Annotated in this window: 26 protein-coding genes; 11 read left to right on the forward strand and 15 right to left on the reverse strand. The window is 70.9% G+C overall.

Annotated features, from left to right (window positions below; genetic code table 11):
- Window positions 1-3: 3 nt before the first annotated feature.
- Window positions 4-468, reverse strand: coding sequence for a YciI family protein (locus MKP15_RS05455; RefSeq protein WP_240212033.1), 465 nt, complete (start codon window positions 466-468; stop codon window positions 4-6).
- An 83-nt stretch (window positions 469-551) separates the two neighbouring features.
- Here MKP15_RS05455 and MKP15_RS05460 point away from each other — a divergent pair, with 83 nt between their 5' ends.
- A complete protein-coding gene (locus MKP15_RS05460) occupies window positions 552-1,232 on the forward strand; it encodes a hypothetical protein (RefSeq protein ID WP_240212034.1) in 681 nt (226 codons plus the stop codon).
- A 22-nt stretch (window positions 1,233-1,254) separates the two neighbouring features.
- Here the strand turns inward: MKP15_RS05460 and MKP15_RS05465 are convergent, their stop codons facing one another.
- Both MKP15_RS05465 and MKP15_RS05470 read right to left on the reverse strand, forming a co-directional pair.
- Window positions 1,255-2,232 (reverse strand): C13 family peptidase, encoded by a 978-nt coding sequence (locus MKP15_RS05465; RefSeq protein ID WP_240212035.1) that lies wholly within the window; start codon window positions 2,230-2,232, stop codon window positions 1,255-1,257.
- An 89-nt stretch (window positions 2,233-2,321) separates the two neighbouring features.
- Window positions 2,322-3,593, reverse strand: a complete 1,272-nt coding sequence (locus tag MKP15_RS05470; RefSeq protein WP_240212036.1) for an amino acid permease — start codon at window positions 3,591-3,593, stop codon at window positions 2,322-2,324.
- A gap of 214 nt (window positions 3,594-3,807) precedes the next feature.
- On the opposite strand from MKP15_RS05470, the gene MKP15_RS05475 reads away from it, so the two are divergent.
- Both MKP15_RS05475 and MKP15_RS05480 read left to right on the forward strand, forming a co-directional pair.
- Complete coding sequence (locus MKP15_RS05475; RefSeq protein WP_345778721.1) at window positions 3,808-5,628, forward strand: DUF885 family protein; 1,821 nt, start codon at window positions 3,808-3,810, stop codon at window positions 5,626-5,628.
- Window positions 5,629-5,867: 239 nt separating this feature from the next.
- Window positions 5,868-7,034 carry a metallophosphoesterase gene (locus MKP15_RS05480; protein ID WP_240212037.1) on the forward strand — a complete coding sequence of 389 codons (1,167 nt, stop codon included), beginning with the start codon at window positions 5,868-5,870 and terminating at the stop codon, window positions 7,032-7,034.
- Window positions 7,035-7,048: 14 nt separating this feature from the next.
- Here the strand turns inward: MKP15_RS05480 and MKP15_RS05485 are convergent, their stop codons facing one another.
- The 6 genes from MKP15_RS05485 to MKP15_RS05510 form a co-directional block, all read right to left on the reverse strand.
- Window positions 7,049-7,540: an MgtC/SapB family protein gene (locus tag MKP15_RS05485; protein ID WP_104938931.1), complete on the reverse strand. Its 492-nt coding sequence runs from the start codon at window positions 7,538-7,540 to the stop codon at window positions 7,049-7,051.
- A 190-nt stretch (window positions 7,541-7,730) separates the two neighbouring features.
- Entirely contained in the window at window positions 7,731-8,429 is a 699-nt protein-coding gene (gene mtnC, locus MKP15_RS05490; RefSeq protein WP_240212038.1) for an acireductone synthase, read from the reverse strand.
- A gap of 304 nt (window positions 8,430-8,733) precedes the next feature.
- The gene (locus MKP15_RS05495; RefSeq protein ID WP_240212039.1) at window positions 8,734-9,288 is read right to left on the reverse strand and encodes an acireductone dioxygenase; all 555 of its coding nucleotides are present in this window, start codon (window positions 9,286-9,288) and stop codon (window positions 8,734-8,736) included.
- Window positions 9,289-9,372: 84 nt separating this feature from the next.
- A complete protein-coding gene (locus MKP15_RS05500) occupies window positions 9,373-10,020 on the reverse strand; it encodes a methylthioribulose 1-phosphate dehydratase (RefSeq protein WP_104938928.1) in 648 nt (215 codons plus the stop codon).
- A gap of 187 nt (window positions 10,021-10,207) precedes the next feature.
- Window positions 10,208-11,641 carry an amino acid permease gene (locus tag MKP15_RS05505; RefSeq protein ID WP_104938927.1) on the reverse strand — a complete coding sequence of 478 codons (1,434 nt, stop codon included), beginning with the start codon at window positions 11,639-11,641 and terminating at the stop codon, window positions 10,208-10,210.
- A 64-nt stretch (window positions 11,642-11,705) separates the two neighbouring features.
- Entirely contained in the window at window positions 11,706-13,184 is a 1,479-nt protein-coding gene (locus MKP15_RS05510; RefSeq protein WP_240212040.1) for an amino acid permease, read from the reverse strand.
- A 182-nt stretch (window positions 13,185-13,366) separates the two neighbouring features.
- Between MKP15_RS05510 and MKP15_RS05515 the strand changes: the two genes are divergently transcribed.
- A complete protein-coding gene (locus tag MKP15_RS05515) occupies window positions 13,367-13,924 on the forward strand; it encodes an NUDIX hydrolase (RefSeq protein WP_161613751.1) in 558 nt (185 codons plus the stop codon).
- A gap of 73 nt (window positions 13,925-13,997) precedes the next feature.
- Here MKP15_RS05515 and serA read toward each other — a convergent pair whose 3' ends face one another.
- Window positions 13,998-15,239, reverse strand: a complete 1,242-nt coding sequence (gene serA / locus MKP15_RS05520) for a phosphoglycerate dehydrogenase (RefSeq protein ID WP_240212041.1) — start codon at window positions 15,237-15,239, stop codon at window positions 13,998-14,000.
- A 207-nt stretch (window positions 15,240-15,446) separates the two neighbouring features.
- Between serA and MKP15_RS05525 the strand changes: the two genes are divergently transcribed.
- The 4 genes from MKP15_RS05525 (at window position 15,447) to MKP15_RS05540 (ending at window position 19,282) form a co-directional block, all read left to right on the forward strand.
- Window positions 15,447-16,835 (forward strand): FAD-binding oxidoreductase, encoded by a 1,389-nt coding sequence (locus MKP15_RS05525; RefSeq protein ID WP_240212042.1) that lies wholly within the window; start codon window positions 15,447-15,449, stop codon window positions 16,833-16,835.
- 48 nt (window positions 16,836-16,883) lie between these two features.
- The gene (locus tag MKP15_RS05530; protein ID WP_104938922.1) at window positions 16,884-17,183 is read left to right on the forward strand and encodes a DUF2388 domain-containing protein; all 300 of its coding nucleotides are present in this window, start codon (window positions 16,884-16,886) and stop codon (window positions 17,181-17,183) included.
- A complete protein-coding gene (locus MKP15_RS05535; protein WP_240212043.1) occupies window positions 17,183-18,922 on the forward strand; it encodes a DUF4105 domain-containing protein in 1,740 nt (579 codons plus the stop codon). Before MKP15_RS05530 ends, MKP15_RS05535 begins: the two co-directional genes overlap by 1 nt.
- Window positions 18,923-19,015: 93 nt before the next feature.
- Window positions 19,016-19,282, forward strand: coding sequence for a DUF2249 domain-containing protein (locus MKP15_RS05540; RefSeq protein WP_240212044.1), 267 nt, complete (start codon window positions 19,016-19,018; stop codon window positions 19,280-19,282).
- A gap of 154 nt (window positions 19,283-19,436) precedes the next feature.
- Here the strand turns inward: MKP15_RS05540 and yeiP are convergent, their stop codons facing one another.
- The 5 genes from yeiP to MKP15_RS05565 all read right to left on the reverse strand — a co-directional run bounded on the left by yeiP (window position 19,437) and on the right by MKP15_RS05565 (window position 23,045).
- Window positions 19,437-20,003: an elongation factor P-like protein YeiP gene (gene yeiP, locus MKP15_RS05545; protein ID WP_104938919.1), complete on the reverse strand. Its 567-nt coding sequence runs from the start codon at window positions 20,001-20,003 to the stop codon at window positions 19,437-19,439.
- Between the two features lie 67 nt (window positions 20,004-20,070).
- Window positions 20,071-20,841 carry an SDR family NAD(P)-dependent oxidoreductase gene (locus MKP15_RS05550; RefSeq protein WP_054666018.1) on the reverse strand — a complete coding sequence of 257 codons (771 nt, stop codon included), beginning with the start codon at window positions 20,839-20,841 and terminating at the stop codon, window positions 20,071-20,073.
- A 73-nt stretch (window positions 20,842-20,914) separates the two neighbouring features.
- Complete coding sequence (locus MKP15_RS05555) at window positions 20,915-21,331, reverse strand: DUF4189 domain-containing protein (protein WP_240212045.1); 417 nt, start codon at window positions 21,329-21,331, stop codon at window positions 20,915-20,917.
- 26 nt (window positions 21,332-21,357) lie between these two features.
- A complete protein-coding gene (locus tag MKP15_RS05560; RefSeq protein WP_240212046.1) occupies window positions 21,358-22,251 on the reverse strand; it encodes a hydroxymethylglutaryl-CoA lyase in 894 nt (297 codons plus the stop codon).
- On the reverse strand, window positions 22,248-23,045 hold the full coding sequence (locus MKP15_RS05565; RefSeq protein ID WP_240212047.1) for an enoyl-CoA hydratase-related protein: 798 nt from the start codon (window positions 23,043-23,045) through the stop codon (window positions 22,248-22,250). Before MKP15_RS05565 ends, MKP15_RS05560 begins: the two co-directional genes overlap by 4 nt.
- A 120-nt stretch (window positions 23,046-23,165) precedes the next feature.
- Between MKP15_RS05565 and MKP15_RS05570 the strand changes: the two genes are divergently transcribed.
- From MKP15_RS05570 to MKP15_RS05580, 3 genes are read left to right on the forward strand one after another with little or no spacing between them, the layout of a single operon-like run.
- Window positions 23,166-23,411, forward strand: coding sequence for a FeoA family protein (locus tag MKP15_RS05570; protein ID WP_104938914.1), 246 nt, complete (start codon window positions 23,166-23,168; stop codon window positions 23,409-23,411).
- Window positions 23,408-25,270 carry a ferrous iron transport protein B gene (gene feoB, locus MKP15_RS05575; protein ID WP_240212048.1) on the forward strand — a complete coding sequence of 621 codons (1,863 nt, stop codon included), beginning with the start codon at window positions 23,408-23,410 and terminating at the stop codon, window positions 25,268-25,270. Before MKP15_RS05570 ends, feoB begins: the two co-directional genes overlap by 4 nt.
- Window positions 25,270-25,524: a DUF6587 family protein gene (locus tag MKP15_RS05580; RefSeq protein ID WP_161613760.1), complete on the forward strand. Its 255-nt coding sequence runs from the start codon at window positions 25,270-25,272 to the stop codon at window positions 25,522-25,524. The genes feoB and MKP15_RS05580 overlap by 1 nt, the downstream gene beginning before the upstream one ends.
- Window positions 25,525-25,559: the final 35 nt, after the last annotated feature.

Below are 25,559 nucleotides of genomic sequence, written 5' to 3' on the forward strand. Positions count from 1 at the left end.
GGCTCAGGGCTGCGGGCGCTGCAGCCGCCTGTGTACGTCGGGCAGGCCGATCAACGCGGCGCTGCCGTAATAGGCGTGGTATTCGGCCACCATCTCGCCGTTGACCAGCACCGGGTCGGTCGCGGCGAGCCGGCGCGCTTCCTCGATGTCGGCCACGGCGAAGACGAACAGTCCGCGCCAGCCGTCCACGCCGTCCAGCGGGCCGGCCAGCACCAGCTTGCCCTCGTCGGACAGCCGCTGCATGTTGGCGAAGTGGCCACGGAACATCGCATCGCGCTCCGGTCCGGCCGGCATGCGTTTCGGCCCGGTCTTGAGGATGACCAGCACGTAGGCGCGCATGCCGCGCTCGTCGGCGCCGAACCGGGCTGCCAGCGCCGCGTCGTACGCCGGCGGCTCCACCGCGTGCGCGGCCATCGGCAGGGCGGACAGAAGCAGGGCGGCGAGCAGGCCGGCGCGCAGGACGGTCATGGCGTTTTCCCCGGGAGCATGTGCCGGCATCGTAGCGCAGGGCGGCCGCTACACTGCGGCTCCCCCGAACGGCGATCCCTTGCATGCCCACGCTCCGTACCCTCGCGCCCGTCCTGCTTGTCCTGGTGCTCGGTGCCTGCCGCCTGCCCGCGCTGGAAGGCGCGCAGGGAACGGCCGAACCGATGGATGCCGACCGCGTGCTGATCGGCCGGGTGCAGGGGGGAGGGCCCGCCAGCCCGCTTTCCGGGCAGGATGTGGTCATCGAGGCCGTGGTCGTGCGCAGCCTGATGGGCGACGGCGACGACGTCGCCCAGGCCATGGGCGAGACGCTGGGCGAGGGCAACCGCGGCCGGGTGGTGGGCTGGTTCGTGCAGGACGAAGGCGACGGCGATCCGACGACCTCCGACGCGCTGTTCGTGATGGACCAGGGCTACGACACCAGCATCAACCTGCCGGCGGAAGCCGAATACACGCTGCGGCTCGGTTCGCTGGTGCGCACCGGCGACCGCGTCACGGTGCGCGGCACGGTGGCGGAGCTGCCCCTGCAAACCGCCGCCGAGCAGCCGCGCAGCAGCGGCCACCGCGTGGCGCGTGGCGACCCCGCCGGCAGCATGACCGCCGTCCTGGCCCACGCCATCACCCTGCTGGAGCCGCGCGATCGCGCGTGCGCCATCGCGCCGGAAGCCGTAGCCCCCGCGCGGGCGCAAGAGGAAGCGGTGGAGGGCATGCGCCTGCAGGCGCCGGGCCCGGCGCAGCCGCACTGATCCGGCGTCACTTGCCGGCTGTCTAGCGCGACCTGTTGCCGGCCGGCGCCGTATCACCGCCGGCCGACGGCGCGTGCACGAACGGATACGGTACCGGCGCGCTCGCCGGCAGCCCGGCGCGCCAGCGCGCCAGCACCGGTGCGATCGCGGCGCCGACGGCGAACTGCGGGTGCGAGGGCCGTTCGCCTTCCTGCTTTTCGCGGCGGCGCACGGTGTCGCGGGCCATGGCGAAGGCGGCGGCGAAGTCGTCGGTGGCGTTCAGCGCCTCGACCAGGAAGGCGCGGCCGAACCAGGTGGCGCTGTCGCTGTTGCCGCAGCCGAAGGAGGGGCGGTCGCGGCGCGCGGCGGTGATGACCATGCGATCGGGTGCCTTCAGCACCGGCACGAAACCGCCCGAATAGCACGCCGAGACCACGATCACCGCATTGCCGATGCCGGCCTCTTCGAGCAGCTGCGCCAGGTCCTCCGGCGTCAGGTAGTCCTCCTGGTCCGGGCCGGTGTGCAGGTAGAAGCTGCTGTCGTCCAGGCCATGGCTGCTCAGGTACACGAACAGCACATCCTCGCGCGGGTCCAGAACCTGCCCCAGCCCGTCCAGTGCGCGGCCGATGCTCTCGTAGGTCGCCGGCGGCAGCGGCGCCTCGCCGGGCAGCGTGTCCGGCTGGTTGACCAGCGCCAGCATGCGTCCGGCCGCATTCCAGCGCCGCGCCGACAGCTGCCGCAGGTAGGCCACTTCGTTGCGGAACACGTCCTCGTCGGCGTCGCCGGCGACCCCCAGCACGTACAGGTCGGCCACGCCCGGGCGCTGCGCCGGCAACCGCGCGAGCAGGCCGTCGAGCAGGGCGCGTTGCGGGGCATCCAGCGCCGGCGTGGTCGGCACCCACGGCGGCTGGTCGGCGCTGCCCGCCAGCACCGGCCAGCTGCCGGCCAGCATCACCCCGGCCAGCCACAGCCGGCGCAGCGCAAGGGAACGGGAACGCGGCGGTCGCGGTGTTTCCGGCATCGGCAATCGGCTCTCGTGGGACGCCGGCAGCGTTGCAGGGGGCCGCGCCGGACGCAAGCAGGAGCGCCGCCGGATGCGGCGGCGATGGCTCAGCGTCGGTGGCGCAACCCGAAATAGATCGGCAGCCCGGCCACGACCAGGCCCGCGCCCCACAGCAGCGCCTCGGTGCCGATGCCGCCCAGCGCGTAGAGGCTGAAAGCGAGCGCGCCGGCGGCGGCCAGCCGCGAGCCCCTGCCGTCGCCGCGCCACAGCCACGCGGCGGCACCGGCGAGGTAGGGCAGCAGGGTGGCGGCGGTGGACAGCAGCACCGAGAACTTGAACAGGTCCACCAGCGAGCGGTTGTAGTTGCTGATCACCAGCACGCTGGCCAGCACGCAGCTGACGATGACGCCGAACGCCGGGGCGCCGCGCGCGTTCTCGCGGGCGAAGGCGCGCGGCAGCACGCCATCGCGGGCCGCGGCCAACGGCAACTGCGCCGCCAGCAGGGTCCAGCCGTTGAGCGCGCCGACGCAGGACACCGCCATGACCACCGCCAGCAGCACGCCGGCTGCCGGTCCCCACAATGCCGCCGCGGCGTCGGCCATCGGTGCGCTGGAGCGGGCCAGCACGTCGGCCGGCAGCAGGCCGAGCACGGTGGTGCAGGCCAGCACCGTGGCGATGCCGGCGATCGCGGTGCCGGCCACGGTGGCGCGGGCCACGGTCCGCGGCGCATCGTCGACCGATCCGGCCGGCACGGTGGCCGCTTCCAGCCCGATCATCGCCCACAGCGTCAGCGCCACGGTGGCGGCGGCCACGCTGCCCAGCGATTCACCGCTGGGATTGAACGGCACGTAGTGGCGCGCATCGACGAACCACAGCGCCACCAGCCCGAACAGCAGCAGTGGCACCACTTTCAGTACGGTGGTCAGCAGTTGCAGGCGGCCGGCCTCGCGCAGCCCCGCCAGGTTGACGCCGGCGCACAGCCACAACGCGGCCAGGCCGCAGCCGGCCGCGCGCACCGGGGTGGCGGTCAGGGACGGGAAGATGGCACCGATGCTGCCGGCGAAGGCCACCGCGATGGCGGCGATGGCGCACCACATCGAGATCCAGTAGCTCCATGCCACCACGAAACCGGGCAATTCGCCGAAGGCGTTGCGCGCGAACACATACGGCCCACCGGTCTGCGGCCAGCGCCGCGCCAGGCGGGCGAAAGTGACCGCCAGCAGCAGCGCACCGCACAGGGTGATGGCCCAGCCGACCAGGGTGGCGGCGCCGTAGGAGGCCAGCGTGGCCGGCAGCAGGAAGGTGCCGGAGCCGATCATGCTGCCCACGACCAGGGCGGTGGCGGACCAGAAGCCCAGCGGGCGGTGGGGGGTAGTCATCAGGAGCCAGGGAACGGGGCGCGGCCACGGGTACCGGGGCACCGGGTCGGGCGGAAGGGGGAAGCGCCGGCGGCAACGGGCGCGGGAACGGGCGCGGATTATGACGCGTTGCCGGCGCGGCGGCGATGGTCGCCGCGGCAATGACCTTTGGCCCTTTCCCCGGCGGGAGTGCTGCGTGGACGCTGGTGGCTTCCTGCATCCGATGGATTCCCGCATGAAGCTGCGTCCCCTGGCCCTGTCCGTTTCGCTGTCCCTGGCCACCGTGCTGGCTGCCTGTTCCCCCTCCACGCAACCGGCCGCCGGCGACGCCGCCGGCGAGGCGGCGCAGGCCGACAAGGCCGCCCGGCTCAACCAGCTCTATGCCGATTACTGGGAGGGCGTGCTCAAGCTGAACCCGCTGCAGGCCACCTTCCAGGGCGACAACCGCTACAACGACCAGCTGCCGGATTTCGGCTCGGCGCAGTTCCGCAGGCAGAGCCACGACTTCACCGCCGAATGGCTGGCCAAGGCGGAGAAGATCGGCGACGCCGGGCTGACCGGGCAGGACCTGCTCAGCTACCGCATCTTCGTCCAGGAGCAGAAGCAGTCGCTGGAAGGGGAGAAGTTCCCCGGCTGGATGATGCCGGTCAACCAGATGGGCTCGACCGTGAGCTACGCGGTGATGCTGGGTTCGGGCCAGGTCGCGCAGCCGTTCAAGACGGTGAAGGACTACGACAACTGGCTGGCGCGCGCCGCGCGCATCCCGGTGCTGCTGGACACCGAGATCGCCAATATGCGCGAAGGCATGAAGGCCGGGGTGGTGCAGCCGCGCGTGCTGATGGAGAAGGTGGTGCCGCAGTTCGACGAGATCCTGGCGGCCAAGGGCGCCGAGGACAGCCAGTTCTGGGGGCCGATCAAGGCGATGCCGGCCGATTTCGCGCAGGCCGACAAGGAACGCCTGACCGCGGCCTACCGCACGCTGATCGAGCAGCAGCTGCTGCCGGCGATCAGGAAGCAGCGTGACTTCATCGCCAACGAGTACCTGCCGGCGACCCGCGACACGGTGGGCCTGGACGCGCTGCCCGACGGCAAGGCGTGGTATGCGTTCAACGCCAGGGAGAGCACCACCACCACGCAGACCCCGGAGCAGATCCACGAGATCGGCCTGAAGGAAGTGGAGCGCATCCACGGTGAGATCCGCACGGTGATGCAGCAGGTCGGCTTCAAGGGCTCGCTGCAGGACTTCTTCAAGTTCATGCAGCACGACAAGCAGTTCGAGTTCGGCTCCGAAGCGGTGCTGCTGGAGCATTACCGCGGGCTGGAAGCCAAGATCAACGCCAACGTGCCCAAGCTGTTCTCGCTGACGCCGAAGGCCGGTTTCGAGATCCGCCCGATCGAGGCGTTCCGCGCCAAGTCGGCGGCCGGCGGCGAGTACATGCAGCCCAGCGAGGACGGCAGCCGCCCGGGCATCTTCTACGTCAACACCTACGACCTGCCGACCCGCAAGACCTGGGACGCGGAGGACCTGTTCCTGCACGAGGCGATTCCGGGCCACCACTTCCAGCTGGCGCTGCAGCAGGAACTGCAGGGCGTGCCGGCGTTCCGCCGCTTCGGCGGCGAAACCGCCTTCATCGAAGGCTGGGGCCTGTACGCCGAGAGCCTGGGCAAGGACCTGGGCGTGTACACCGACCCGTACAGCTATTTCGGCCGCCTGCAGGGCGAGCTGTGGCGCGCGGTGCGGCTGGTGGTGGACACCGGCCTGCACGCCAAGGGCTGGAGCCGCCAGCAGGTGCTGGATTACATGTTCGCCAATTCCTCGGTGAGCGAGCCCGATGCGGTGGCCGAGGCCGAGCGCTACATCGCATGGCCGGGCCAGGCGCTGGCCTACAAGACCGGCGAGCTGAAGATCCAGGAGCTGCGGCGGCGTGCCGAACAGAAGCTCGGCGGCAAGTTCGACATCCGCCAGTTCCATGCCGAGGTGCTGAAGGACGGTTCGGTGCCGCTGGACGTGCTGGAACAGAAGGTCGACGGCTGGATCGCCGCCCAGGGCGGCTGAGCGGCGCCGGGCACCGACGCGGCGGCCACGTGGCCGCCGTCGTCGCCCGGTACCGGAGCCTGCTGCCGTGCCGGCACCGGCCGGCGCCACCCCGCTGCCGCTGCGCCGCGGGAACGCACTGGTGCAACCGGCGCACTCGCCGCACGGCGGGCGCCTGCCGCATCATTGCTCCCCTCCCTTGAACGCCTTTCCGGCTGCCGGACGGCCGTGTCCGCGCCGGCCCGGCTGCTCCCCCGCCGATGACCCTGATCGTATCGTTGCTCCTGCCGCTGCTTGCCCTGTGGTTGTGGTGGCCCGTGCCGTTCCCGGACCGGCGGCAGCGCCGCTGGCACCTTGGCACCAGCGTGGCGCTGGCCCTGCTGGGCGTGGCCCTGGCCGCGCTGTGGCGCATGGATGTCCTGGCGTACGCGGCCGAAGCCTGGATCCAGCTGGTGTTCGGCTGGGTGCTGGCGATGTTCGTGATGCTGCTGGTGTTCCTGCCGCTGCGCGAGCTGGGCTGGCTGCTGTCGCGGCGTGCGCCGCGCACTTCGACGCTGGCCACCGCATGGCACGGCGTGCGTGGCAACCAGCTGGCCGCCGCGGTGATCGTGCTGCTGGCCACGCTCGGCATCGTCAATGGCCTGAAGCCACCAGCGGTGCATGAGCGTGCGCTGGTAGTGCCGGGCCTGCCACAGGAACTGGATGGCCTGCGCATGGCGGTGATCGCCGACCTGCACGCCAGCCCGGTCAAGCGCACCTGGCGCACGCGGAAGGTGGTCGACGCGGTAATGGCCGCGCGCCCGGACCTGATCGTGCTGCCCGGCGACATGGTCGACGGCGAGGTCGGGGACACGGCGGCGTTCGTCGCCCCGCTGGCCGGACTGGCCGCGCCATACGGCGTATGGGTGGCGCCGGGCAACCACGAGTACTACCACGGCTACCGGCGCTGGATGGCGCACTTCCGCGGCATGGGCCTGGGCGTGCTGGAGAACCAGACCGCGCGGCTCGACATCCACGGCCGCACGCTGGCGGTGTCCGGCGTGGGCGACCTGGCCGCGCTGCGTCCCAGTGCCTACATGCGTGGCGGGCTCGCGCCCGACCTGCCGGCGGTGATCGCCGCCGGCAAGGGGGCCGACGCGCACATCCTGCTCGCCCACCAGCCGAAGCAGGCGCGTGCGGCCGCGGCCACCGGCGCGTTCGACCTGCAGGTATCCGGCCATACCCACGGCGGCCACATGCTGGGGTTCGACCGCTGGGTGGTGGCGCCGGCCAACCACGGCTTCGTCCGCGGCGACTACCGGGTCGGGCCGATGACCCTGTTCGTCAGCAGTGGTGCCGGGCAATGGGACGGCTTCGGCGTGCGCCTGGGCGTTCCCTCCAGCATCGACCTGCTGGTACTGAAGGCTGCGCCCGCCCGCGCCCGCTGAGGGCGCCCGCAGGCTCAGTCGTCGGCGGCCATGCTCCGCCGTTCGGGCATCAGCCGCGGCAGCGCGCTGACCACCGCCAGCGCGGCCACGGTGGTGGCCAGCGCCACCATCTGCATGCCCATGCCCGCGGCCATGCCGATCGCGGCCGTCATCCAGATGCCAGCCGCGGTGGTCAGGCCCTGCACCCGTTCCTCGCGGTCCTGCTTGAGGATGGCGCCGGCACCCAGGAAGCCGATGCCCGAGACGATGCCCTGCATGACCCGGGTGACGTCGGCGCCGCTGATGCCCATCTGCAGCGGCGCCAGCACGAACAGCGCCGAGCCCACCGACACCAGGATGTGGGTCTTCAGCCCGGCCGCACGGCCCTTGCTTTCGCGCTCCAGTCCCAGGGCCCCGCCGAGCACGATGGCGGTGAGCAGGCGGGTGGCGACGACGGTCAGGGTAGCGACGTCGGGTATGGCGAATTCGGCGGCCAGCGCCTGGCCGACCTGTGTGGTGATGCTCATCGTAGGGTTCCGGCACGGGGGGGGGCGTGTCGACGCACGCGATGCCGGCGCACGCTAGCATCGCGCCGATGCAGCCGGGGTGATGGCCGCGTCGATGCGGGCGGGCCGGGCCAGCCGGTCGCCGCGGCGCGCCCATGAAGACGGCCCGCAGGGGGCCGCCGGGGTCATGCATGCCGGATGCGCGGGGCGCTCAGGGCATGATCTGATCGAACGTCTCCACCCGGGCATGGCCGTGCGTGGCGTCGCCGGTGCGCGGCATCGGGTAGTCGTCGCGGCGGTCCAGCAGCACGGTGCGCAGCCCGGCCTCGCGTGCCGCGTCCAGTTCCTCGACGATGTCCGACAGGAACAGGATGTCATGCGCCGCCACGCCGATGGCCGCGGCGATGCGCGCATAGCTGCCGGCCTCGCGCTTGCCACCGGTCTGGGTGTCGAAGTGGCCCGAGAACAGGCCGCCGAGGTCGCCGGCGTCGCTGTAACCGAAGAACAGCTTCTGCGCCGGCACCGAACCGGAGGAGTACACGTACAGCGGGATGCCGGCGGCATGCCAGCCGCGCAGCACCGCGGCCACCTCCGGGTACAGGTGCGCGGTGTAGTCGCCGTTGCGGTAGCCGGCCTCCCAGATCATGCCCTGCAGCGCCTTGAGCGCGGTGTGTTTGCGGTCCTGGTCGATCCAGCCCTGCAGGGCCTCGACGATGACCTCGTCCTGGCAGGCGCTGGCGGCGATCTCGGTGGCGACCGCGTCAAGCCAGCGGCGAACCTCGGGTTGCTGCCCGTGCGCGCGGACGAAGCCGGGCAGGGCGGCACGGGCATAGGGGAACAGCACGTCCTTGACGAAGGAGATGCTCGAGGTGGTGCCTTCGATGTCGGTGAGGATGGCGCGGGTGGTCATGCGGGGAGTCCAGTTCCTTTGCTTGCGGGCGACAGTTTGGCAGGACCGCCACGCTGTGCGCTGAAGCCGCCGGGTGGGTGGGGCACGGGGAGGTGCCGGGTGCGGGTGCCCGAAGGGCGGGAGGGGTACGGCGCAGTGGGGCTGGCAGGCAGGCGCCGCGGGAACGGCGCACGGGTTTGCTGCATGTGCCCTTGCTCCGTGCCCGGTGTCGCGCCGCGCTCCCGGCGCTGGCGCATTCGCGGACCAGCGCAGCGGTGGGGCGCGAACGGCCCCTGCCACCCCGTAGGGAGCGGGGCTCGAAGCATCACCCCGCGTCGGGCTGGTAGCGCGGGAACTGCTGGGCGATGTCGGTGCCGGTGAAGTGGCCGACCCAGCCATCGGGCGCGGTGAAGAAGCGGATCGCGACGAAGCTCGGCTCGGGCCCCATGTCGAACCAGTGGGTGGTGCCGTCGGGCACCGAGATCAGGTCGTCCTTGACGCATTCCACTTCGTAGACCTTGTCGCCCACGTGCAGGGTGAACAGGCCCGAGCCGGCGACGAAGAAACGCACTTCGTCCTCCTTGTGGTAGTGCTCGTCGAGGAACTTGAGCCGGATCTGCTCGCGGTCCGGGTTGTCCGGCGCGATCGAGGCCACGTCCACGCTCTTGAAGCCGTGGGTGGCGACCAGGCGGTCGATGTCCTCGCGGTAGGCGGCGAACACTTCTTCCTGGCTGGCGCCCGGCGCGACCGGGTGTTTCGCCTGCCAGCGCTCGAAGGTGACGCCGATCTTCTCCAGTTCGGCGCGGATGACCCCGCCGTCGCGGCTGTCCAGCAGCACGGTGGCGGGATCGGTGTCGTTGAAGATGCGCAGTCGGCTCATGGCGGCGGCTCGAGGCGTGGGGGACGGGAAGGGTAGCAGGGCACCCGGCGCCATCGGCGCCCGCGTGGCCCGCGGTGCGTGGATTCAGCCGCCGGCGCGCAGCCGGCGCAGTTCCAGTTCGCAGTGGAGCAGGAACTCGAACGCTTCCAGGTGGCGGCGCGCTTCGGCCATGTCGCGGCCCCAGGCATACAGGCCGTGGCCGTCGATCAGGTAGCCCCACATCGGGCCCTTGTCGAGTTCGGCCTCCACCTGCGCGGCGAGCACGTCCATGTCCTGGGTGTTGGCGAACACCTTCAGGTCCACCGCGGTCTCGTGGGTGGAATTGCCGTGCAGCGCCTTGAGCAGCTCGTAGCCTTCCAGGCGCACGTGGCCGTCGCCGCCGTACAGGCGCGAGGCGATGGTCTGCACCGGCGAATGCGTGTGCAGCACGCAGTTCACTTCCGGGAAGCGCGCGTAGAGCTGGGTGTGCAGCAGGGTTTCGGCCGACGGGCGCAGCGGCCGGCCCACGGCCTTGCCGTCGAAGTCCACGACCATGATGTCGGCTTCGACCAGCCGTCCCTTGTCCTTGCCGGACACGGTGATGGCTGCATGGCGGTCGTCCAGCCGGTGCGAGAAGTTGCTGCTGGTGGCGGGTGTCCAGCCGGCCCGGGCCAGTTCGCGGATGTTGTCGATCAGCAGCTGCGCCAGTTCGCTCAGCCGCTGGGCGTCGTAGGGGACAGTGGGGGCGTTCATGGCCCGCATTCTACTCAGCCGGCGGCACGCGTAGGGGCCGCCGGACACCGGGCCCGTGGCCAGGCGGCGTCCTTCGTGCCGGATCGGCCGCATCGCGGGCACCATTGCGCACGGCGCGTGCCGGGCGGCGGAAAAAAGGCCCGGGTGTTTCCACCCGGGCCCGGAAGGCTGGCGCGTGGCCGCGCGGTCAGCCGCGGCGGTCGCGCAGCTTGCTGTGGCGCATGCCGTAGGCGAAGTAGACGATGAAGCCGGTGGCGGTCCACAGCCCCATCAGCATCCAGTTGTGCAGGGTCATCGCGGTCAGCAGGGCGATGCAGCTGAGCACGCCGGCGCTGCAGATCAGCCAGGCCATCGGGATGCGGAACGGGCGCGGCAGGTCCGGCTGGGTGCGGCGCAGGACCAGCACGCCGGCGCAGACCGCGGCGAAGGCGATCAGGGTGCCCATCGAGGTCAGTTCGCCGAGGATGTCCAGCGGGAACAGCGCGGCCAGCAGGGCGATGCCGATGCCGGTGATCACCGTGTTGATGTGCGGGGTGCGGTACTTGGGGTGAATCTTGGTGAACACCGGCGGCAGCAGGCCGTCGCGGCCCATGATCATGAAGATGCGCGGCTGGCCGATCACCATCACCAGCACCACCGAGGACAGGCCGATCAGGGCCCCGACCTCGACGATGATGCGCAGCCAGTCCAGCTGCGGATGCGCGGCCACCGCGGTCACCACCGGTTCGGCGGTGCCGAGCAGCTTGTACGGGACCAGGCCGGTCATCACCGCGGCCATGGCGATGTACAGCACGGTGCAGATCACCAGCGACAGCAGCATGCCGATCGGCAGGTCGCGCTGCGGGCGGTGCGATTCCTGCGCGGCCACCGAGACCGCCTCGAAGCCGATGTAGGCGAAGAACACCATCGCCGCGCCGCGCAGCACGCCATCGAAGCCGTACTTGCCCGGGCCTTCGTTGGCGGGGATGAACGGGGTCCAGTTGGCCGGGTCCACGTACTTCCAGCCGGCGACGATGACCAGCAGGATCAGGCCGGTCTTGAGGATCACCATGGCCATGTTCATCGCCGAGGACTTGCTGATGCCCACGTAGCACAGCCAGGTCAGCAGCAGCACCAGCACCGCGGCCGGAATGTTGGCGATGGCCCCGGTCGGGCGCAGCTGGGCGTCCAGCGGCGCATTGACCAGCGCCGCCGGCAGGTAGATGTCGAAATGGCTGAGCAGGCTGAGGAAGTAACCGGTCCAGCTCACCGCCACCGCCGAGGCGGAGACGCCGTACTCGAGTACCAGCATCCAGCCGATGAACCACGCCGACAGTTCGCCGAAGGTGGCGTAGGTGTAGGTGTAGGCGCTGCCGGAGACCGGCACCATCGAGGCGAACTCGGCGTAGGCCATCGCGCAGAACGCGCAGCACACCGCTGCCAGCACGAACGACAGCATGATTGCCGGGCCGGCGTGGTTGGCCGCGGCCTGGCCGGTGATGACGAAGATGCCGCCGCCGATGACCGCGCCGATGCCCAGCGCGGTCAGCCCCCAGGGGCCCAGGGTGCGGCGCAGGCTCAGGCCGTTGGCCTCTTCATGGGCGGCGTGCGGATGTTTGGTGGCCCACAGTTGCTTGAACATGGTGCGTGTTCGCTCGTCGTGCGTACGGGAACGGCCGGCGCGTGGCCGGCCGGAAGGAAGGGAATCAGGCGTTCCGGTTCAGTTTGCTGTGGCGCATGCCGTAGCCCAGGTAGATGGCCACGCCCAGTACATTCCACAGCACGAACACCAGCCAATGGGCGGCGAAGGCCATCGCGAACAGGCCCAGGCAGATCAGCGCGCCCAGCGGCGCGACCAGCCATACCGCCGGCACCCGGAATGCGCGCGGCATCTCCGGGCGGGTGCGGCGCAGGATCAGCACGCCGATGCAGACCGTGGCGAATGCCAGCAGCGTGCCCATGGCGACCAGTTCGCCCAGCACGTTGAGCGGCACCAGTCCGGCCAGGGTGGCGGCCAGCGCGCCGACGATCACGGTGCTCAGGTGCGGCGTGCGGAACTTCGGGTGCACCCGGCCGAACACCTGCGGCAGCAGGCCGTCGCGGGAAATGGTGTAGGCGATGCGGGTCTGGCCCATCATCATCACCAGCACCACCGAGGACAGGCCGGCGATGGCGCCGATCTCCACCCAGGTCTTGAGCCACGCCAGGTTGGCATAGGCCTCCAGCGCGGTGGCCACCGGCTTGTCGGTGCCGAGCTGGGTGTAGTGCATGAGGCCGGTCATCACCGCGCAGACCACGATGTAGATGATGGTGCACACGGCCAGCGAGCCGAGCAGGCCGATCGGCATGTTCCGCTGCGGGTCCTTGGTTTCGCCGGCGGCGGTGGAGACCGCGTCGAAACCGATGTAGGCGAAGAACACGATGGACGCGGCGCGGAACACGCCGCTCCAGCCGAATTCGCCGAACACCCCGGTGGTGTTGTCCGGGATGAAGGGCGTCCAGTTCTCCGGGTTGACGTACATCGCGCCGAAGCCGACGAACAGGCAGATCACCGCGACCTTGATCGCGACGATCACCGCGTTGACGAAGGTGGACTGGGTGACGCCGACATACAGCAGCCCGGAGATCACCGCGATGATCAGCACCGCCGGCAGGTTGAGCAGTTTGCCGGAGGCGACGAACTGGCCGTTCTCCCAGGCGATCGGCGCGGCGGTCAGCGCGTCGGGGAAGGGCAGGTGCAGGGTGCTGGTGAGGAAACTGAGCAGGTAGGCCGACCAGCCCACCGCCACCGAGGAGGAGGCGAACAGGTACTCCAGTACCAGGCACCAGCCGATGAACCAGGCCATGCCTTCGCCGAGGGTGGCGTAGGAATACGAATAGGCGCTGCCGGAAACCGGCATCATCGCCGCGAACTCGGCGTAGCACAGGCCGGCGAAGGCGCAGGCCAGGCCGGCGAGCACGAACGACAGCATGATCGCGGGGCCGGCGTGGTGGGCCGCGGCCTGGCCGGTGATGACGAAGATGCCGGCGCCGATCACCGCGCCCATGCCCAACAGGATCAGGTGCCTGGCTGTGAGGGTGCGCTTGAGCGTGGCTTCGCCCTGCAGGCTGCCTTCGACCGGTTCGCCGGCGTCCACGTGTGCGGCCGGCTCGACCGGTTTGACCCTCAACAGTGTTTTGAGCATTCGCTGTTTTTCCAGACCTGGTGGTGTTTCCGCGCATCCACCGGCAATGCGCATGGGGTGTGGCAAGCTGAACCGCCGGCAACGGCCTACCTTGCCAAAGCCCGGCCAAACCGACAAGCGCAGGTGCAGCATGGCCGGTGATAATGGCCGCCTGGTCGGATCGATGGGATGTGCCTGCAGTCATGTACGAACACGAGGGACGCCTGCGCGACACGTTGCAGGACTACGCGCGGCGGGTGCCGGAGCATGCGCAGGTGGCGGCGGAATTCCTGGACCTGCTCGACGCGCAGGGCGCCGACCCGTTCCAGCGCTCGCGCCTTGCCGGCCACTTCACCGGCAGCGCCTGGCTGGTCAGCGCCGATGGCCAGCGGGTGCTGCTGACCCATCACCGCAAGCTGGGGCGCTGGCTGCAGCTGGGCGGGCATGCCGACGGCGACCGCGACCTGGCCGCGGTGGCGCTGCGCGAGGCGCAGGAGGAATCGGGCCTGCCCGGGTTGTCGTTGCAGGCGCCGGTGCCGTTCGATCTTGACCGGCACTGGATTCCCGGGCGCGGCGACGTGCCCGGCCACTGGCACTACGACGTGCGCTACGTGGTGCGCGCCGGCACCGACGAGCGCTTCCTGGTCAGCGCGGAGTCGCTGGACCTGGCATGGCGCGCGATCGATGCCATCGCCGCCGATGCGCAGGCCGACGCCTCGCTGCGGCGCATGGCGCTGCGCTGGCTGGCGCACGCGCACTGAGGCCGCGCGCCGCGGCCCCGGCGGTGCTTGCCGGGGCGCGCGGCGGGATCGCGCCCGCGGGTCGGCGCCGCGCTCAGTACAGGATGCGGGTACGCAGCGTGCCGTCGATCGCGGCCAGTTCGTCGCGGATCGCGTTGGCCTGTTCCACGGTGGCGCTGATGTCCACCACCACGTAGCCCAGTTTCGGGTTGGTGCGCAGGAACTGGCCGTCGATGTTGAGGTTGTGGCGCGAGAACACCTCGTTGAGCCGCGACAGCACGCCGGGCACGTTGCGGTGGATGTGCAGCAGGCGCAGGCTCTGTTCGTGCTCGGGCAGGGTCACTTCGGGGAAGTTGACCGCCGACAGGGTGCTGCCGTTGTCGCTGTAGCGCACCAGCTTGGCCGCCACCTCGACGCCGATGTTGTCCTGCGCCTCCAGCGTGCTGCCGCCCACGTGCGGGGTCAGGATCACGTTGTCGTGCGCGGCCAGCGGCGACTCGAAACGGTCGCCGTTGCCCTTGGGCTCGACCGGGAACACGTCCACCGCGGCGCCGCCGATGTGCCCCGAGCGCAGGGCCGCGTCGAGCGCCTCGATCACCACCACGGTGCCGCGCGCGGCGTTGATCAGGTGCGCGCCACGCTTCATCTTCGCCAGCTGCGGTGCGCCGATCATCCACTGCGTGGCCGCGGTTTCCGGCACGTGCAGGGTGACGACGTCGGCGCGGGCGAGCAGGTCGTCCAGGCTGGCGGCCGGCTGTGCGTTGCCCAGCGACAGCTTGGTCTCGATGTCGTGGAAGATCACCTGCATGCCCAGCGCTTCGGCCAGCACCCCGACCTGGGTGCCGATGTGGCCGTAGCCGATGATGCCCAGGGTCTTGCCGCGGACCTCGTGGCTGCCGTCGGCCGACTTGGACCAGCCGCCGCGGTGGCACTCGGCGTTCTTCTGCGGCACCCCGCGGGTCAGCATGATCGCCTCGGCGATCACCAGCTCGGCCACCGAGCGGGTGTTGGAGTAGGGCGCGTTGAACACCGGGATGCCGGCCAGTTCGGCCGCCTCCAGGTCCACCTGGTTGGTGCCGATGCAGAAGCAGCCCACCGCGATCAGGCGCTTGGCATGCGCCAGGACGTCGGCGTCCAGCTGCGTGCGCGAGCGGATGCCGATGATGTGGGCCTCGGCGATGCGTGCCTTCAGCTCGTCGTCGGGCAGCGACTTGGTGTGGTACTCGATCTGCGAATAGCCGGCCGCCTTGAAGGTATCCACGGCGGTCTGGCTGACCCCCTCCAGCAACAAAACGCGGATGTCCTGCTTCGGGAACGAGGTCTTCTTGGGCGACATGGCGGCCACGACGGGTTGGAGGGGGATGGACTGTTCACTATGCCAGAACCGCGCCGGATTTTGGTGCGCTGCGCCATGCGGCAACGCCTTGAACACAAAAGGTTTCATCTGAATTTACCGTGGCCATCGCGGGCCTTGTCGCGGTGACTGGACGCGCCGCGGTCGGGCTGGCACGCTTGCCGGCTTTCACGCCTTCGAAGCAACGCCATGACCGACCCGCGCCTGGACACCCTGCTGCTTGCCTGCCCGGGGCTGCGCCTGAAGACCGATCCGGCCGACCTGGAGCACTACGGGCGCGACTGGACCCGGCGCTGGACGCCGGCACCGCTGGCCATCGCGCTGCCGGGCAGCGTCGAGGAAGTGCAGGCGGTGGTGCGCTGGGCCAACCAGAACACCGTGGCGGTGGTGCCCTCCGGCGGCAGGACCGGCCTGTCCGGCGGTGCGGTGGCGGCCAACGGCGAGCTGGTGCTGAGCCTGGAGCGGCTGAACAAGGCGCTGGATTTCAACGCGGTGGACCGCACCCTCACCGTGCAGGCCGGCATGCCGCTGGAGGCCGTGCACAACGCCGCCCGCGAGCACGGCCTGCAGTACCCGGTGGACTTCGCCGCGCGCGGGTCCTGCTCGATCGGCGGCAACATCGCCACCAACGCCGGCGGCATCCGCGTGATCCGCTATGGCAATACCCGCGAGTGGGTGGCCGGCCTCAAGGTGGTGGCCGGCAACGGCGAACTGCTCGAGTTCAACAAGGGCCTGATCAAGAACTCCAGCGGCTACGACTTCCGCCAGTTGATGATCGGCTCGGAGGGCACCCTCGGCATCGTGGTCGAGGCGACGCTGAAGCTGGTCGATCCGCCACCGGCGACCAACGTCATGCTGCTGGCGCTGCCTTCGTTCGAGGTGCTGATGCAGGTGTTCTCCGCGTTCCGCGAACGCCTGCAGCTGGAGGCGTTCGAGTTCTTCACCGACCGCGCGGTGCAGCACGTCACCGCGCATGGCGCGCCGTACCCGTTCGCCGAAACCTACCCGTACTACGTGGTCACCGAGTACGCCGCGGCCGACGAAGCGGGCGAGGCCGCGGCACTGGCCGCGTTCGAGCACTGCATGGAGCAGGGCTGGGTGCTGGACGGGGTGATCAGCGCCAGCGAGGCGCAGGCGCAGCAGCTGTGGCGCCTGCGCGAGGGCATCACCGAGGCGCTGGCGCGCTACCGGCCGTACAAGAACGACGTGTCGGTGCGGATCTCGGCGATGCCGGACTTCCTGGCCGAGGCGCAGTCGCTGATCGGCGGCGCCTACCCGCATTTCGACGTGGTCTGGTTCGGCCATATCGGCGACGGCAACCTGCACATCAACGTGCTCAAGCCCGACGACACCAGCGACGCCGAGTTCCTGGGCCAGTGCGAGCACGTGACCAAGCTGCTGGCGCAGGTGCTGCACCGTTTCCACGGCAGCATCTCGGCCGAGCATGGCATCGGCCTGGTCAAGAAGCCCTACCTGTCCAGCACCCGCGATGCGGCGGAAATCGCGCTGATGCGCGGGGTGAAGCAGGCATTCGACCCATTGGGTTTGATGAATCCGGGCAAGGTGTTCGACCTGTAGGCGGCGGCCGGTTACGCTCGACGCCTGTCCCCAGCGTTGTCTCCGCCGATGATCCGTCCGTTCCTGACCTGCGTCCTGCTCCTCGCCTCCGCGCCGCTGCTGGCCTCCAGCTTTGCCGGCAGCACCGCCGGTACTTCCGCCGGCGCCTCGTCCAAGGGGTCGAGCAGCTCGTCGGGCGATGACAAGGTGATCCAGGCCGCGCGCGAGGAGGCCGCCGGCTTCGTCGCCAGCGACGGCCGCCTGCGCGGCGCGCGGCTGCAGGCCGCGCTGCTGTACCTGCGCCAGCACGACGCCGGCGCCGCCCAGGCCAGCGACATGCAACTGGCGCGGACCATCCTCGCCCGCTGATGCGCCTGGCGGCTGTGCTGGCCGCCGCGCTGCTGCTGACCAGCGGCGGCGCCCCGGCGCTGGAACTGGCGCTGGATCCGGCCGGGCTGGACCCGCCGGCGCAGCAGCGCGCCCGCGACCTGCTTGCCCGTGCCCACGAACGCCTGCCCGGACGCTGGCAGGCCGACCCGCGGCGGCTGACGCTGCGCTTCGATCCTGGCCTGCCGGCCGACATTGCCGGCCGCCACCGGCGTGGCCAACTGCGGTTGTCGCCGGAACTGCTTGAGGAGGCGGCGACGGCCACCGCCACCGCACACGACCTGGCCCGGGCCACCGTGTTGCACGAGATCGCCCACGCCTTCGACCGGGGCGAAGGCGGCGGCTGGTCGCGGCAACCGGGGTTCCGTCGGCTCGCCGGATGGGACCGGCGCGGTGCCAACCCGTACACGCTGCGCAGCCCCGACGGCTACGAGCGGCACAGCCCGGCCGAGGCATTCGCGGTCAACCTGGAGTGGTACCTGCTCGACCCGCGGTATCCGTGCCGGCGGCCGGCGCTGGCGGCGTGGTTCCGGCAGCAGCTGGGGCCGGCGCCGCTTGCGCCGGTGGCCTGCGCCGCCACGCTGCCGCTGCTGGTGGCCGGCGCCGCGCCGGCGCAGCTGGAGCTGGAAACGCTGGACCCGGCCCGGATCTACGCGGTGGACTACCTGCTGGCCGGCGCCGGCGACGCGGCGATGAGCCGGTTCGGCCATTCCATGCTGCGCCTGGTGGTCTGCGCGCCCGGCCGCGAACCGGGCCCGCGCTGCCGGATGGACCTGGCCTATCACCGGGTGCTGTCCTTCCGCGCCTTCGTCAACGACGTGCAGATCTCCAACTGGCACGGGCTGACCGGCGCCTACCCGGCACGGCTGTTCGTGCTGCCGCTGGACCAGGTGATCGACGAATACACCCGCATCGAGCTGCGCGACCTACAGGCCTGGCCGCTGGCGCTGTCGCCGGCGCAGATCGACGCGCTGCTGCAGCTGGCCACCCGCGCGCACTGGAGCTACGACGGGCGCTATCGCTTCATCGGCAACAACTGCGCGGTGGAGAGCGGGCGCCTGCTCGACCTGGCGTTGACCCCGCCGCGCCGGCGGCTGCAGGCCACCACGCCGCGCGGCGTGCTGCGGCGGCTGCAGGATGCCGGCCTGGCCGCGCGGCAGGCGCCGCCGCCAGGCGCGGACGAGGGCCTGTACTTCGCCTCTGCCCGCGCCGATTACGCGCACTTGCTGCATGGCCTGCAGCAGGCGGGCCGGGTGCCGCCGCTGCCGCTCGAACGCTGGCTGGACAGCCCGGCACGGCAGCGTGGCGAGCCCACTCCGGATCTGCCACTGCAGGCCACCGCGGCCTGGTGGGTGCTGGAAACGGCGGCGCTGCGCCGTGCCGAACTGCGCGCGCTCGCCCAGCTCAAGCGGCACCTGGAGGGCGCCACGCCGCAACTGCAGGCGCGGGTGGCCGACTGGCAGCGGTTCAGCGGCCTGCTGGATGCGCCGGCATCACTGCTGCCAGCCGCCGGCTACGGCATCGCCCAGCCCGATGAACTGGGCGGGCTGGCGCAGGCACTGGCGCGGCTCGGCGAGGACGGGCAGGCACGCTGGCAGGCGCTGCACGAAAGCGCCGAGCAGGCGCTGCCGCCGGCGCAGCGCGAGGAACTCGAGCGCAGCAGGGAGCGGGTGCGCTGGCTGGCCGAACGCATGCGCGCGTTGGCCGCCGTGCCGGACTGAAGCGGGGCATCGGCGCGGGTCTTGACCCCGGTCAGGGCGGTGCCGGTGGCGCGGCCTGGCATGGGCCGGGTTTGCCACGATGGAGTTCCCGCAATGCCTGTTTCCCTCGATCCGGCCCCGCACGTGCACGTCTTCGATGCGCGCGGCGTGGCGCGGCGGTTCCGCCACGCGGCGATCTTCGGCACGCTGGGTGCGTTGCGCAACGGCGAGACCATGCGTTTCGTCAACGACCACGACCCGATTCCGCTGCTGGACCAGCTCGGCCAGCGCTTCGGCGCGCACCTGTCGATCAGCTACCTGCAGCGCGGACCGGATGCGGTGGTGATCGATTTCGGCGTCCACGGTCTGCCCGAAGAGTGATCTGCAGCGGGGCGCGGCCGCCACCGGCGTGCCGCGGCTTCCGGCACCGGCATCGGCGGGGCCCGCTGACAGCGCCGGGTCGCGTACCGCCGCCGATGACCATGAATGACGACGGCGCCCGTGGGCGCCGTCGCATGGGGTGGCCAGCGGTGGATCAGTCGGCGCGGCCGCCGAACTCGCCGGTGCTGGTGTTGACCAGGATGCGCTCGCCGTTGGCGATGTACTCCGGGACCATGATCTCGATGCCGGTGTTGAGCTTGGCCGGCTTCGGGCGCTTGGTGGCGGTGCCGCCCTTGAGTTCCGGCGGGGTCTCGACCACTTCCAGGGTCACGTGCTGCGGCAGCTGGATCGCCACCGGCTGCTCGTCGATCACCTGCACGTAGATGCCGGCCAGGCCCTCGGTGATGTAGCCGGCGTCGTCGCCGATCACGTCCGCGTCCAGCGTGTACGGGGTGTAGTCCTCGTCGTCGAGGAACACGAAGGCGTCGCCGTCCATGTAGGAGAAGGTCGACTGGCGGCGCAGCAGTTCGACTTCCGGCAGGTTGTCGTCGGCGTCGAAGCTGGCGTCGAGCTTGTTGCCGCCCGGCACGCTGTACATGATGAAACGGAAGCGGACATTGCCGCCGCGGCCCTGCGGCGAGCTGCGCTCGATGTCGCGGATCTGGTAGACGCCGTTGTTGTATTCGACGACGTTGCCTTTCTTGATATCGCTGGCTTTCATGCTTGGAAAGTCGGTTGGGGTAAGGGGGAAATCGAAGCGGGCGCCTTGTGGGCGCCCGCGGGGTGGATCACTTGGGTGCCAGGCGCACGGCGCCATCCAGGCGGATGGTCTCGCCATTGAGGTAGGTGTTGCCGATGATGTGGCCGACCAGGGCGGCGAAATCGTCCGGCTGGCCCAGGCGCGAGGGGAACGGGATCGACGCGGCAAGCGACTCCTGCACGTTGGCCGGCATGCCGTCCACCATCGGCGTCCAGAACACGCCCGGCGCGATGGTCATCACGCGGATGCCGAAGCGCGACAGCTCGCGCGCCATCGGCAGGGTCATGCCGACCACGCCGCCCTTGGAGGCGGAGTAGGCGGCCTGGCCGATCTGGCCTTCGTAGGCGGCGACCGAGGCGGTGTTGATGATCACGCCGCGCTCGCCGTCGACGCCGGCTTCGTTGTGCTGCATCAGGTCGGCGGCGGCCTTGGCCACGTTGAAGCTGCCGACCAGGTTGACCATCACCGTGGCCTGGAAGTTGGACAGCGGCATCGGCGCCTCGCGGCCGAGCACGCGGCCGGCGCCGAGGATGCCGGCGCAGTTCATCACCACGTTCAGCCCGCCCAGGAATTCGCGCGCGGCGGCCAGATTGGCGGCCACGCCGGCTTCGTCGGTGACGTTGGTGGTGAAGTAGCGGGCATTGTCCGTGCCCAGTTCGGCGACCGCGGCGGTGCCTTTTTCCTCGTTGAGGTCGAACAGGGCGACCTTGCCGCCGTTGGCGACCAGGTGCCGGGCCACGGCCAGGCCGAGGCCGGAGACGCCGCCGGTGACGACGGCGCGGACGGAGGACAGCTGCATCGGGACGATCCTGCGGTGAAGAGTCGCCGATTCTAGCCGATGCCGCCTTCCCTACAGCAGGACGGCGACCGGATCAGTATTGACGGGGGGCGGGGATGGGCATCGGCGGGTGCGCAGGCAGGCGCAGGGGCGCGGGTACCGGCCGTTCCCGCCACAGGAACTCAAGCTGGCAGTCGTCGGCCGCGCGCCGGCACATGGCCAGGGCCTTGTCGATCGCGGCGCGCTCATCGCGTTCGCCCAGCGCATGGCCGAACGCGGCGCTGCCACTGGCGATGGCCGAGTATCCGCTGTCGGCCGACGTGCTGACCACTTCGGTGCAATTGCCCGAGCGCCGCGCGCAGTGGCCGATGGCGGTCTGCAGGGCGAGGCTTGCCGAGGGCTGGTTGTAGGCGAAACCGTAGGCGCCGGAATCGGAGAAGACCACGGCCGAGGCGGCCATGACGCTGCCTGCGGGCAGCAGGGCGGCGATGAGCAGGGTGGTGCGGAGCATGCGCGAGCGTCCTTTCGTTGCGTTCATCAGGGGGGCGACATGGCCTGGCCGGCCTTGCTGCCGTTGCCGCGGCCGAGCACGCCGGCCAGCCAGCGCCCGGTGTCGGCCAGGGCCGGCAGGTCGATGCCGGTGTCCATGCCCATGCCGTGCAGCATGTAGACCACGTCCTCGCTGGCGACATTGCCGCTGGCGCCGCGCGCGTAGGGGCAGCCGCCGGTGCCGGCCACCGCCGAATCGACCACGCGCACGCCGTCCTCCAGGCACGCGGCGATATTGGCCAGCGCCTGGCCATAGGTGTCGTGGAAGTGCACCGCCAGCGCCACCATCGGCACGTCCGCGGCGACCGCGCGCAGCATCGCACGCGCCTTGCGCGGGGTGCCGACGCCGATGGTGTCGCCCAGCGAGATCTCGTGGCAGCCCATGGCGTACAGCGCGCGCGCCACCCGTACCACGTCGGCCAGCGGCACCTCGCCCTGGTAAGGGCAGCCGAGCACGGTGGACACGTAGCCGCGCACCGGGATGCCGTCGGCCCTGGCCCGTTCCAGCACCGGCGCGAAGCGCTGCAGCGATTCGTCGATGCCGGCATTGGTGTTGGTGCGGTTGAACTGCTCGGAGGCAGCGGTGAACACCGCCACTTCCCGCGCCCCGGCCGCGCGGGCGCGGTCATAGCCCTGTTCGTTCGGCACCAGCACCGGGTAGGCGACGCCGGGGCGGCGGGCGATGCCGGCCATCACCTCGGCGGCGTCGGCCAGTTGCGGCACCCACTTCGGGCTGACAAAACTGGTGGCCTCGATGCTGCGCAGGCCGGTGGCCGACAGCCGGTCGATCAGCGCGATCTTGTCGGCGGTGGCGACCTGCTGCTTCTCGTTCTGCAGGCCGTCGCGCGGGCCGACCTCGACGATGCGGACGAAATCGCTCATCGCGGCTCCTGCGCGGCCCAGCGCGGCGCGCGCTTTTCGAGGAACGCGGTCAGGCCCTCGCGGCCTTCGTCGGAGGCGCGCAGCGCGGCGATCAGCCCGGCGTTGGCGCGGTCGAGCGCATCGCGGTCGGCCGTGGCGGCGTGCACCTCGCGCACCAGCACCTTGGCCGCGGCCGCGGCGACCGGGCCGGCCTTGCCGATCAGTTGCAGTTGCCGCTGCACCGCGGCGTCGAGCGCGTCGGCGGCGACCACCTGGTGCACCAGCCCCATGCGCAATGCGTCGGCGGCGTCGAAGTGCTCGCCGGTGGCGAACCAGCGCCGCGCCTGGCGCGGGCCGATGGCGGCGATGACATACGGCGAGATCACCGCCGGCAGCAGGCCCAGGCGGCTCTCGGTCAGGCCGAAACGGGCGCCTTCGGCGGCGATGGCGATGTCGCAGCAGGCCACCAGGCCGACGCCGCCGCCGAAGCTGGCGCCATGCACGCGGGCGATGGTCGGCTTGGGCAGCTCGTCCAGGGTGCGCATCAGCCGCGCCAGCGCCAGCGCGTCCTGGCGGTTCTCTTCCTGGGAGGCGCCGGCCATGGCGCGCATCCACTGCAGGTCGGCGCCGGCCGAGAACGAGGGGCCATGCCCGGCCAGGACCACGGCGCGCACCGCCGGATCGGCGGCGGCCGCTTCCAGCGCGGCGGTGAGGGTGGCGATCAGCCCGGCGTCGAACGCGTTGTGCAGCTCGGGGCGGTTCAGGTGGAGCGTCGCCACGGCGTTGTCGCGGCTGACGAGCAGTGCCTCGCTCATTGGGGTCCATGCGTGCGTTTGGTGCACGGATCATAGCGGAGCGCCCGGGGCAGCAAGACCCCGTGCGACGGTGCTACAATTGATAACCATTCTTATCAACCCATTCAAAGGCGCCATTCAGTGACGTTGTCAGATTTGCCGCTGCATGCACCCGCGCAGGTGGAGGCGGTGCGGGACCTGCATCCCAATGATGCGATTGCGCGGCGGTTGAGGGAGCTGGGGTTCGTCGACGGCGAGGACGTGCGCGTGGTCGCGCGCGGGCCGGTGGGCGGCGAGCCGCTGCTGGTGCAGGTCGGCTTCACCCGCTTCGCGCTGCGGCGCAGCGAGGCCGCCCGCATCCGGATCAGGCAGGAGGACGCGGCATGAACGCAGCGACAAGCGTGTCGCGGCTGGCCCTGGTGGGCAACCCGAACAGTGGCAAGACCGCGTTGTTCAACCAGCTCACCGGCAGCCGCCAGAAGGTGGCCAACTACGCCGGCGTCACCGTCGAGCGCAAGGAAGGGCGCATGCGCGCGCCGTCCGGGCGCGAATACGCGGTGCTGGACCTGCCCGGCGCCTACAGCCTGCAGCCGGCGAGCCTGGACGAGGCCATCACCCGCGACCTGTGCCGTGGTTTCTACCCCGGCGAGCCCGCGCCCGATGCGCTGGTGTGCGTGGTCGACGCCACCAACCTGCGCCTGCACCTGCGCTTCGCGCTGGAAGTGCGCGAGCTGGGCAAGCCGATGATCGTGGCGCTGAACATGGTCGACGCCGCGCGCCGGCGCGGCATCGCCATCGACGTGGCGGCGCTGGAACGGGCGCTGGGCGTGCCGGTGGTGGAGACCGTCGCGGTACGCCGCAACGGCGCCAGCGAACTGGTCGCGCGGATCGACGCGATGATGCCGCAGGTGGCGTCGATGGCGCCGCCGCAGGTGGTGGCCGCCGCCGACCACCATGCCCAGGTGCGCGACATCCTCGCCGCCGCGGTGCGCATGCCCACGCGCACCGCGAAGATCGACGATGCGCTGGACCGCTGGCTGCTGCACCCGGTGTTCGGGCTGCTGACCCTGGCGGCGGTGATGTTCCTGATCTTCCAGGCGGTCTATGCCTGGGCCACGCCGCTGATGGACGGCATCGAGGCCGGTTTCGCCTGGCTCGGCGCCCTGGTCGGCTCGACCCTGCCCGAGGGGCCGCTGAGCAGCCTGCTGGTGGACGGCATCATCGCCGGTGTCGGCGGCGTGCTGGTGTTCCTGCCGCAGATCCTGATCCTGTTCTTCTTCATCCTCGCGCTGGAGGAATCCGGTTACCTGCCGCGCGCGGCGTTCCTGCTGGACCGGATGATGGCCGCGGCCGGGCTGTCCGGGCGCTCGTTCATCCCGCTGCTGTCCAGCTTCGCCTGCGCGGTGCCGGGCATCATGTCCACGCGCAGCATCCAGGACCCGCGCGACCGGCTGGCGACGATCCTGGTCGCGCCGCTGATGACCTGCTCGGCGCGGTTGCCGGTGTACGCGCTGCTGATCGGCGCGTTCATCCCGCAGAAGACCGTGTGGGGCGTGTTCAACCAGCAGGGGCTGGTGCTGTTCGGCCTGTACGTGGCCGGCATCCTCAGCGCGCTGGCGATGTCGTGGACGATGAAGAAGTTCCGCCGCGACAAGGGCGAGCACCCGCTGCTGCTGGAGCTGCCGTCCTACCGCGTGCCGCACCTGCGCGACCTGGCGGTCGGGCTGTACGAGCGCGGCATGATCTTCCTCAAGCGCGTGGGCGGCATCATCCTGGCGCTGACCATCCTGCTGTGGTTCCTGCTGTCGTTCCCGGCGGCACCGGCCGACGCCACCCTGCCGGCCATCGACTACAGCTTCGCCGGCCGCATCGGCCACGCGATGGCGGTGTTCTTCGCGCCGCTGGGCTTCAACTGGCAGATCTGCATCGCGCTGATTCCGGGGCTGGCCGCGCGCGAAGTGGCGGTCTCCTCGCTGGCCACGGTGTACGCACTGTCGGCGGCCGACGACGATGCCGCGGCGCAGGCGCTGACCCCGCTGATCAGCGACGGCTGGTCGCTGGCCACCGCGCTGTCGTTGCTGGTCTGGTACATCTACGCGCCGATGTGCATTTCCACGCTGGCCACGATCAAGCGCGAGACCAACTCGTGGAAGCAGATGGCGTTCGCCGCCGGCTACCTGTTCGCGGCGGCGTGGCTGGCTTCGCTGGTCACCTACCAGGTCGCCGTGGCGCTGGGGGCGGGCTGATGGACCGGGGCCTGCTGCTGCAGTACGCGATCATCGCCCTGGCCGTGCTGGCCAGCGCGTGGGTGGTGCTGAAGAAGCAGTTCCCCGGTACCGTGCGCCGGCTGCGCGGGGCGCTGGTGCTGTGGCTGCTGAAGCCGCAGCGCCCGGCGCGGCTGCAGGCTCTGGGGCGCCGGCTGGCGCCGCCGGCTGGCGGCGGCGATGACGGTTGTGGTGGCTGCGGCGGCTGCGGGCCGAATCCACCGCGGCAACACTGAAACGCGCGCCGGTAGCGGTGGACCCGGCCGGGCAC

It is taken from the genome of Stenotrophomonas sp. Y6 (assembly GCF_022436665.1).
Lineage (GTDB): Bacteria > Pseudomonadota > Gammaproteobacteria > Xanthomonadales > Xanthomonadaceae > Stenotrophomonas > Stenotrophomonas acidaminiphila_A.

Coding starts and splice junctions, on each gene's coding strand:
- MKP15_RS05455 (WP_240212033.1), bottom strand. CDS start 468: ATGACCGTCCTGCGCGCCGGCCTGCTCGCCGCCCTGCTTCTGTCCGCC.
- MKP15_RS05460 (WP_240212034.1), top strand. CDS start 552: ATGCCCACGCTCCGTACCCTCGCGCCCGTCCTGCTTGTCCTGGTGCTC.
- MKP15_RS05465 (WP_240212035.1), bottom strand. CDS start 2,232: ATGCCGGAAACACCGCGACCGCCGCGTTCCCGTTCCCTTGCGCTGCGC.
- MKP15_RS05470 (WP_240212036.1), bottom strand. CDS start 3,593: ATGACTACCCCCCACCGCCCGCTGGGCTTCTGGTCCGCCACCGCCCTG.
- MKP15_RS05475 (WP_345778721.1), top strand. CDS start 3,808: ATGAAGCTGCGTCCCCTGGCCCTGTCCGTTTCGCTGTCCCTGGCCACC.
- MKP15_RS05480 (WP_240212037.1), top strand. CDS start 5,868: ATGACCCTGATCGTATCGTTGCTCCTGCCGCTGCTTGCCCTGTGGTTG.
- MKP15_RS05485 (WP_104938931.1), bottom strand. CDS start 7,540: ATGAGCATCACCACACAGGTCGGCCAGGCGCTGGCCGCCGAATTCGCC.
- mtnC (WP_240212038.1), bottom strand. CDS start 8,429: ATGACCACCCGCGCCATCCTCACCGACATCGAAGGCACCACCTCGAGC.
- MKP15_RS05495 (WP_240212039.1), bottom strand. CDS start 9,288: ATGAGCCGACTGCGCATCTTCAACGACACCGATCCCGCCACCGTGCTG.
- MKP15_RS05500 (WP_104938928.1), bottom strand. CDS start 10,020: ATGAACGCCCCCACTGTCCCCTACGACGCCCAGCGGCTGAGCGAACTG.
- MKP15_RS05505 (WP_104938927.1), bottom strand. CDS start 11,641: ATGTTCAAGCAACTGTGGGCCACCAAACATCCGCACGCCGCCCATGAA.
- MKP15_RS05510 (WP_240212040.1), bottom strand. CDS start 13,184: ATGCTCAAAACACTGTTGAGGGTCAAACCGGTCGAGCCGGCCGCACAC.
- MKP15_RS05515 (WP_161613751.1), top strand. CDS start 13,367: ATGTACGAACACGAGGGACGCCTGCGCGACACGTTGCAGGACTACGCG.
- serA (WP_240212041.1), bottom strand. CDS start 15,239: ATGTCGCCCAAGAAGACCTCGTTCCCGAAGCAGGACATCCGCGTTTTG.
- MKP15_RS05525 (WP_240212042.1), top strand. CDS start 15,447: ATGACCGACCCGCGCCTGGACACCCTGCTGCTTGCCTGCCCGGGGCTG.
- MKP15_RS05530 (WP_104938922.1), top strand. CDS start 16,884: ATGATCCGTCCGTTCCTGACCTGCGTCCTGCTCCTCGCCTCCGCGCCG.
- MKP15_RS05535 (WP_240212043.1), top strand. CDS start 17,183: ATGCGCCTGGCGGCTGTGCTGGCCGCCGCGCTGCTGCTGACCAGCGGC.
- MKP15_RS05540 (WP_240212044.1), top strand. CDS start 19,016: ATGCCTGTTTCCCTCGATCCGGCCCCGCACGTGCACGTCTTCGATGCG.
- yeiP (WP_104938919.1), bottom strand. CDS start 20,003: ATGAAAGCCAGCGATATCAAGAAAGGCAACGTCGTCGAATACAACAAC.
- MKP15_RS05550 (WP_054666018.1), bottom strand. CDS start 20,841: ATGCAGCTGTCCTCCGTCCGCGCCGTCGTCACCGGCGGCGTCTCCGGC.
- MKP15_RS05555 (WP_240212045.1), bottom strand. CDS start 21,331: ATGCTCCGCACCACCCTGCTCATCGCCGCCCTGCTGCCCGCAGGCAGC.
- MKP15_RS05560 (WP_240212046.1), bottom strand. CDS start 22,251: ATGAGCGATTTCGTCCGCATCGTCGAGGTCGGCCCGCGCGACGGCCTG.
- MKP15_RS05565 (WP_240212047.1), bottom strand. CDS start 23,045: ATGAGCGAGGCACTGCTCGTCAGCCGCGACAACGCCGTGGCGACGCTC.
- feoB (WP_240212048.1), top strand. CDS start 23,408: ATGAACGCAGCGACAAGCGTGTCGCGGCTGGCCCTGGTGGGCAACCCG.
- MKP15_RS05580 (WP_161613760.1), top strand. CDS start 25,270: ATGGACCGGGGCCTGCTGCTGCAGTACGCGATCATCGCCCTGGCCGTG.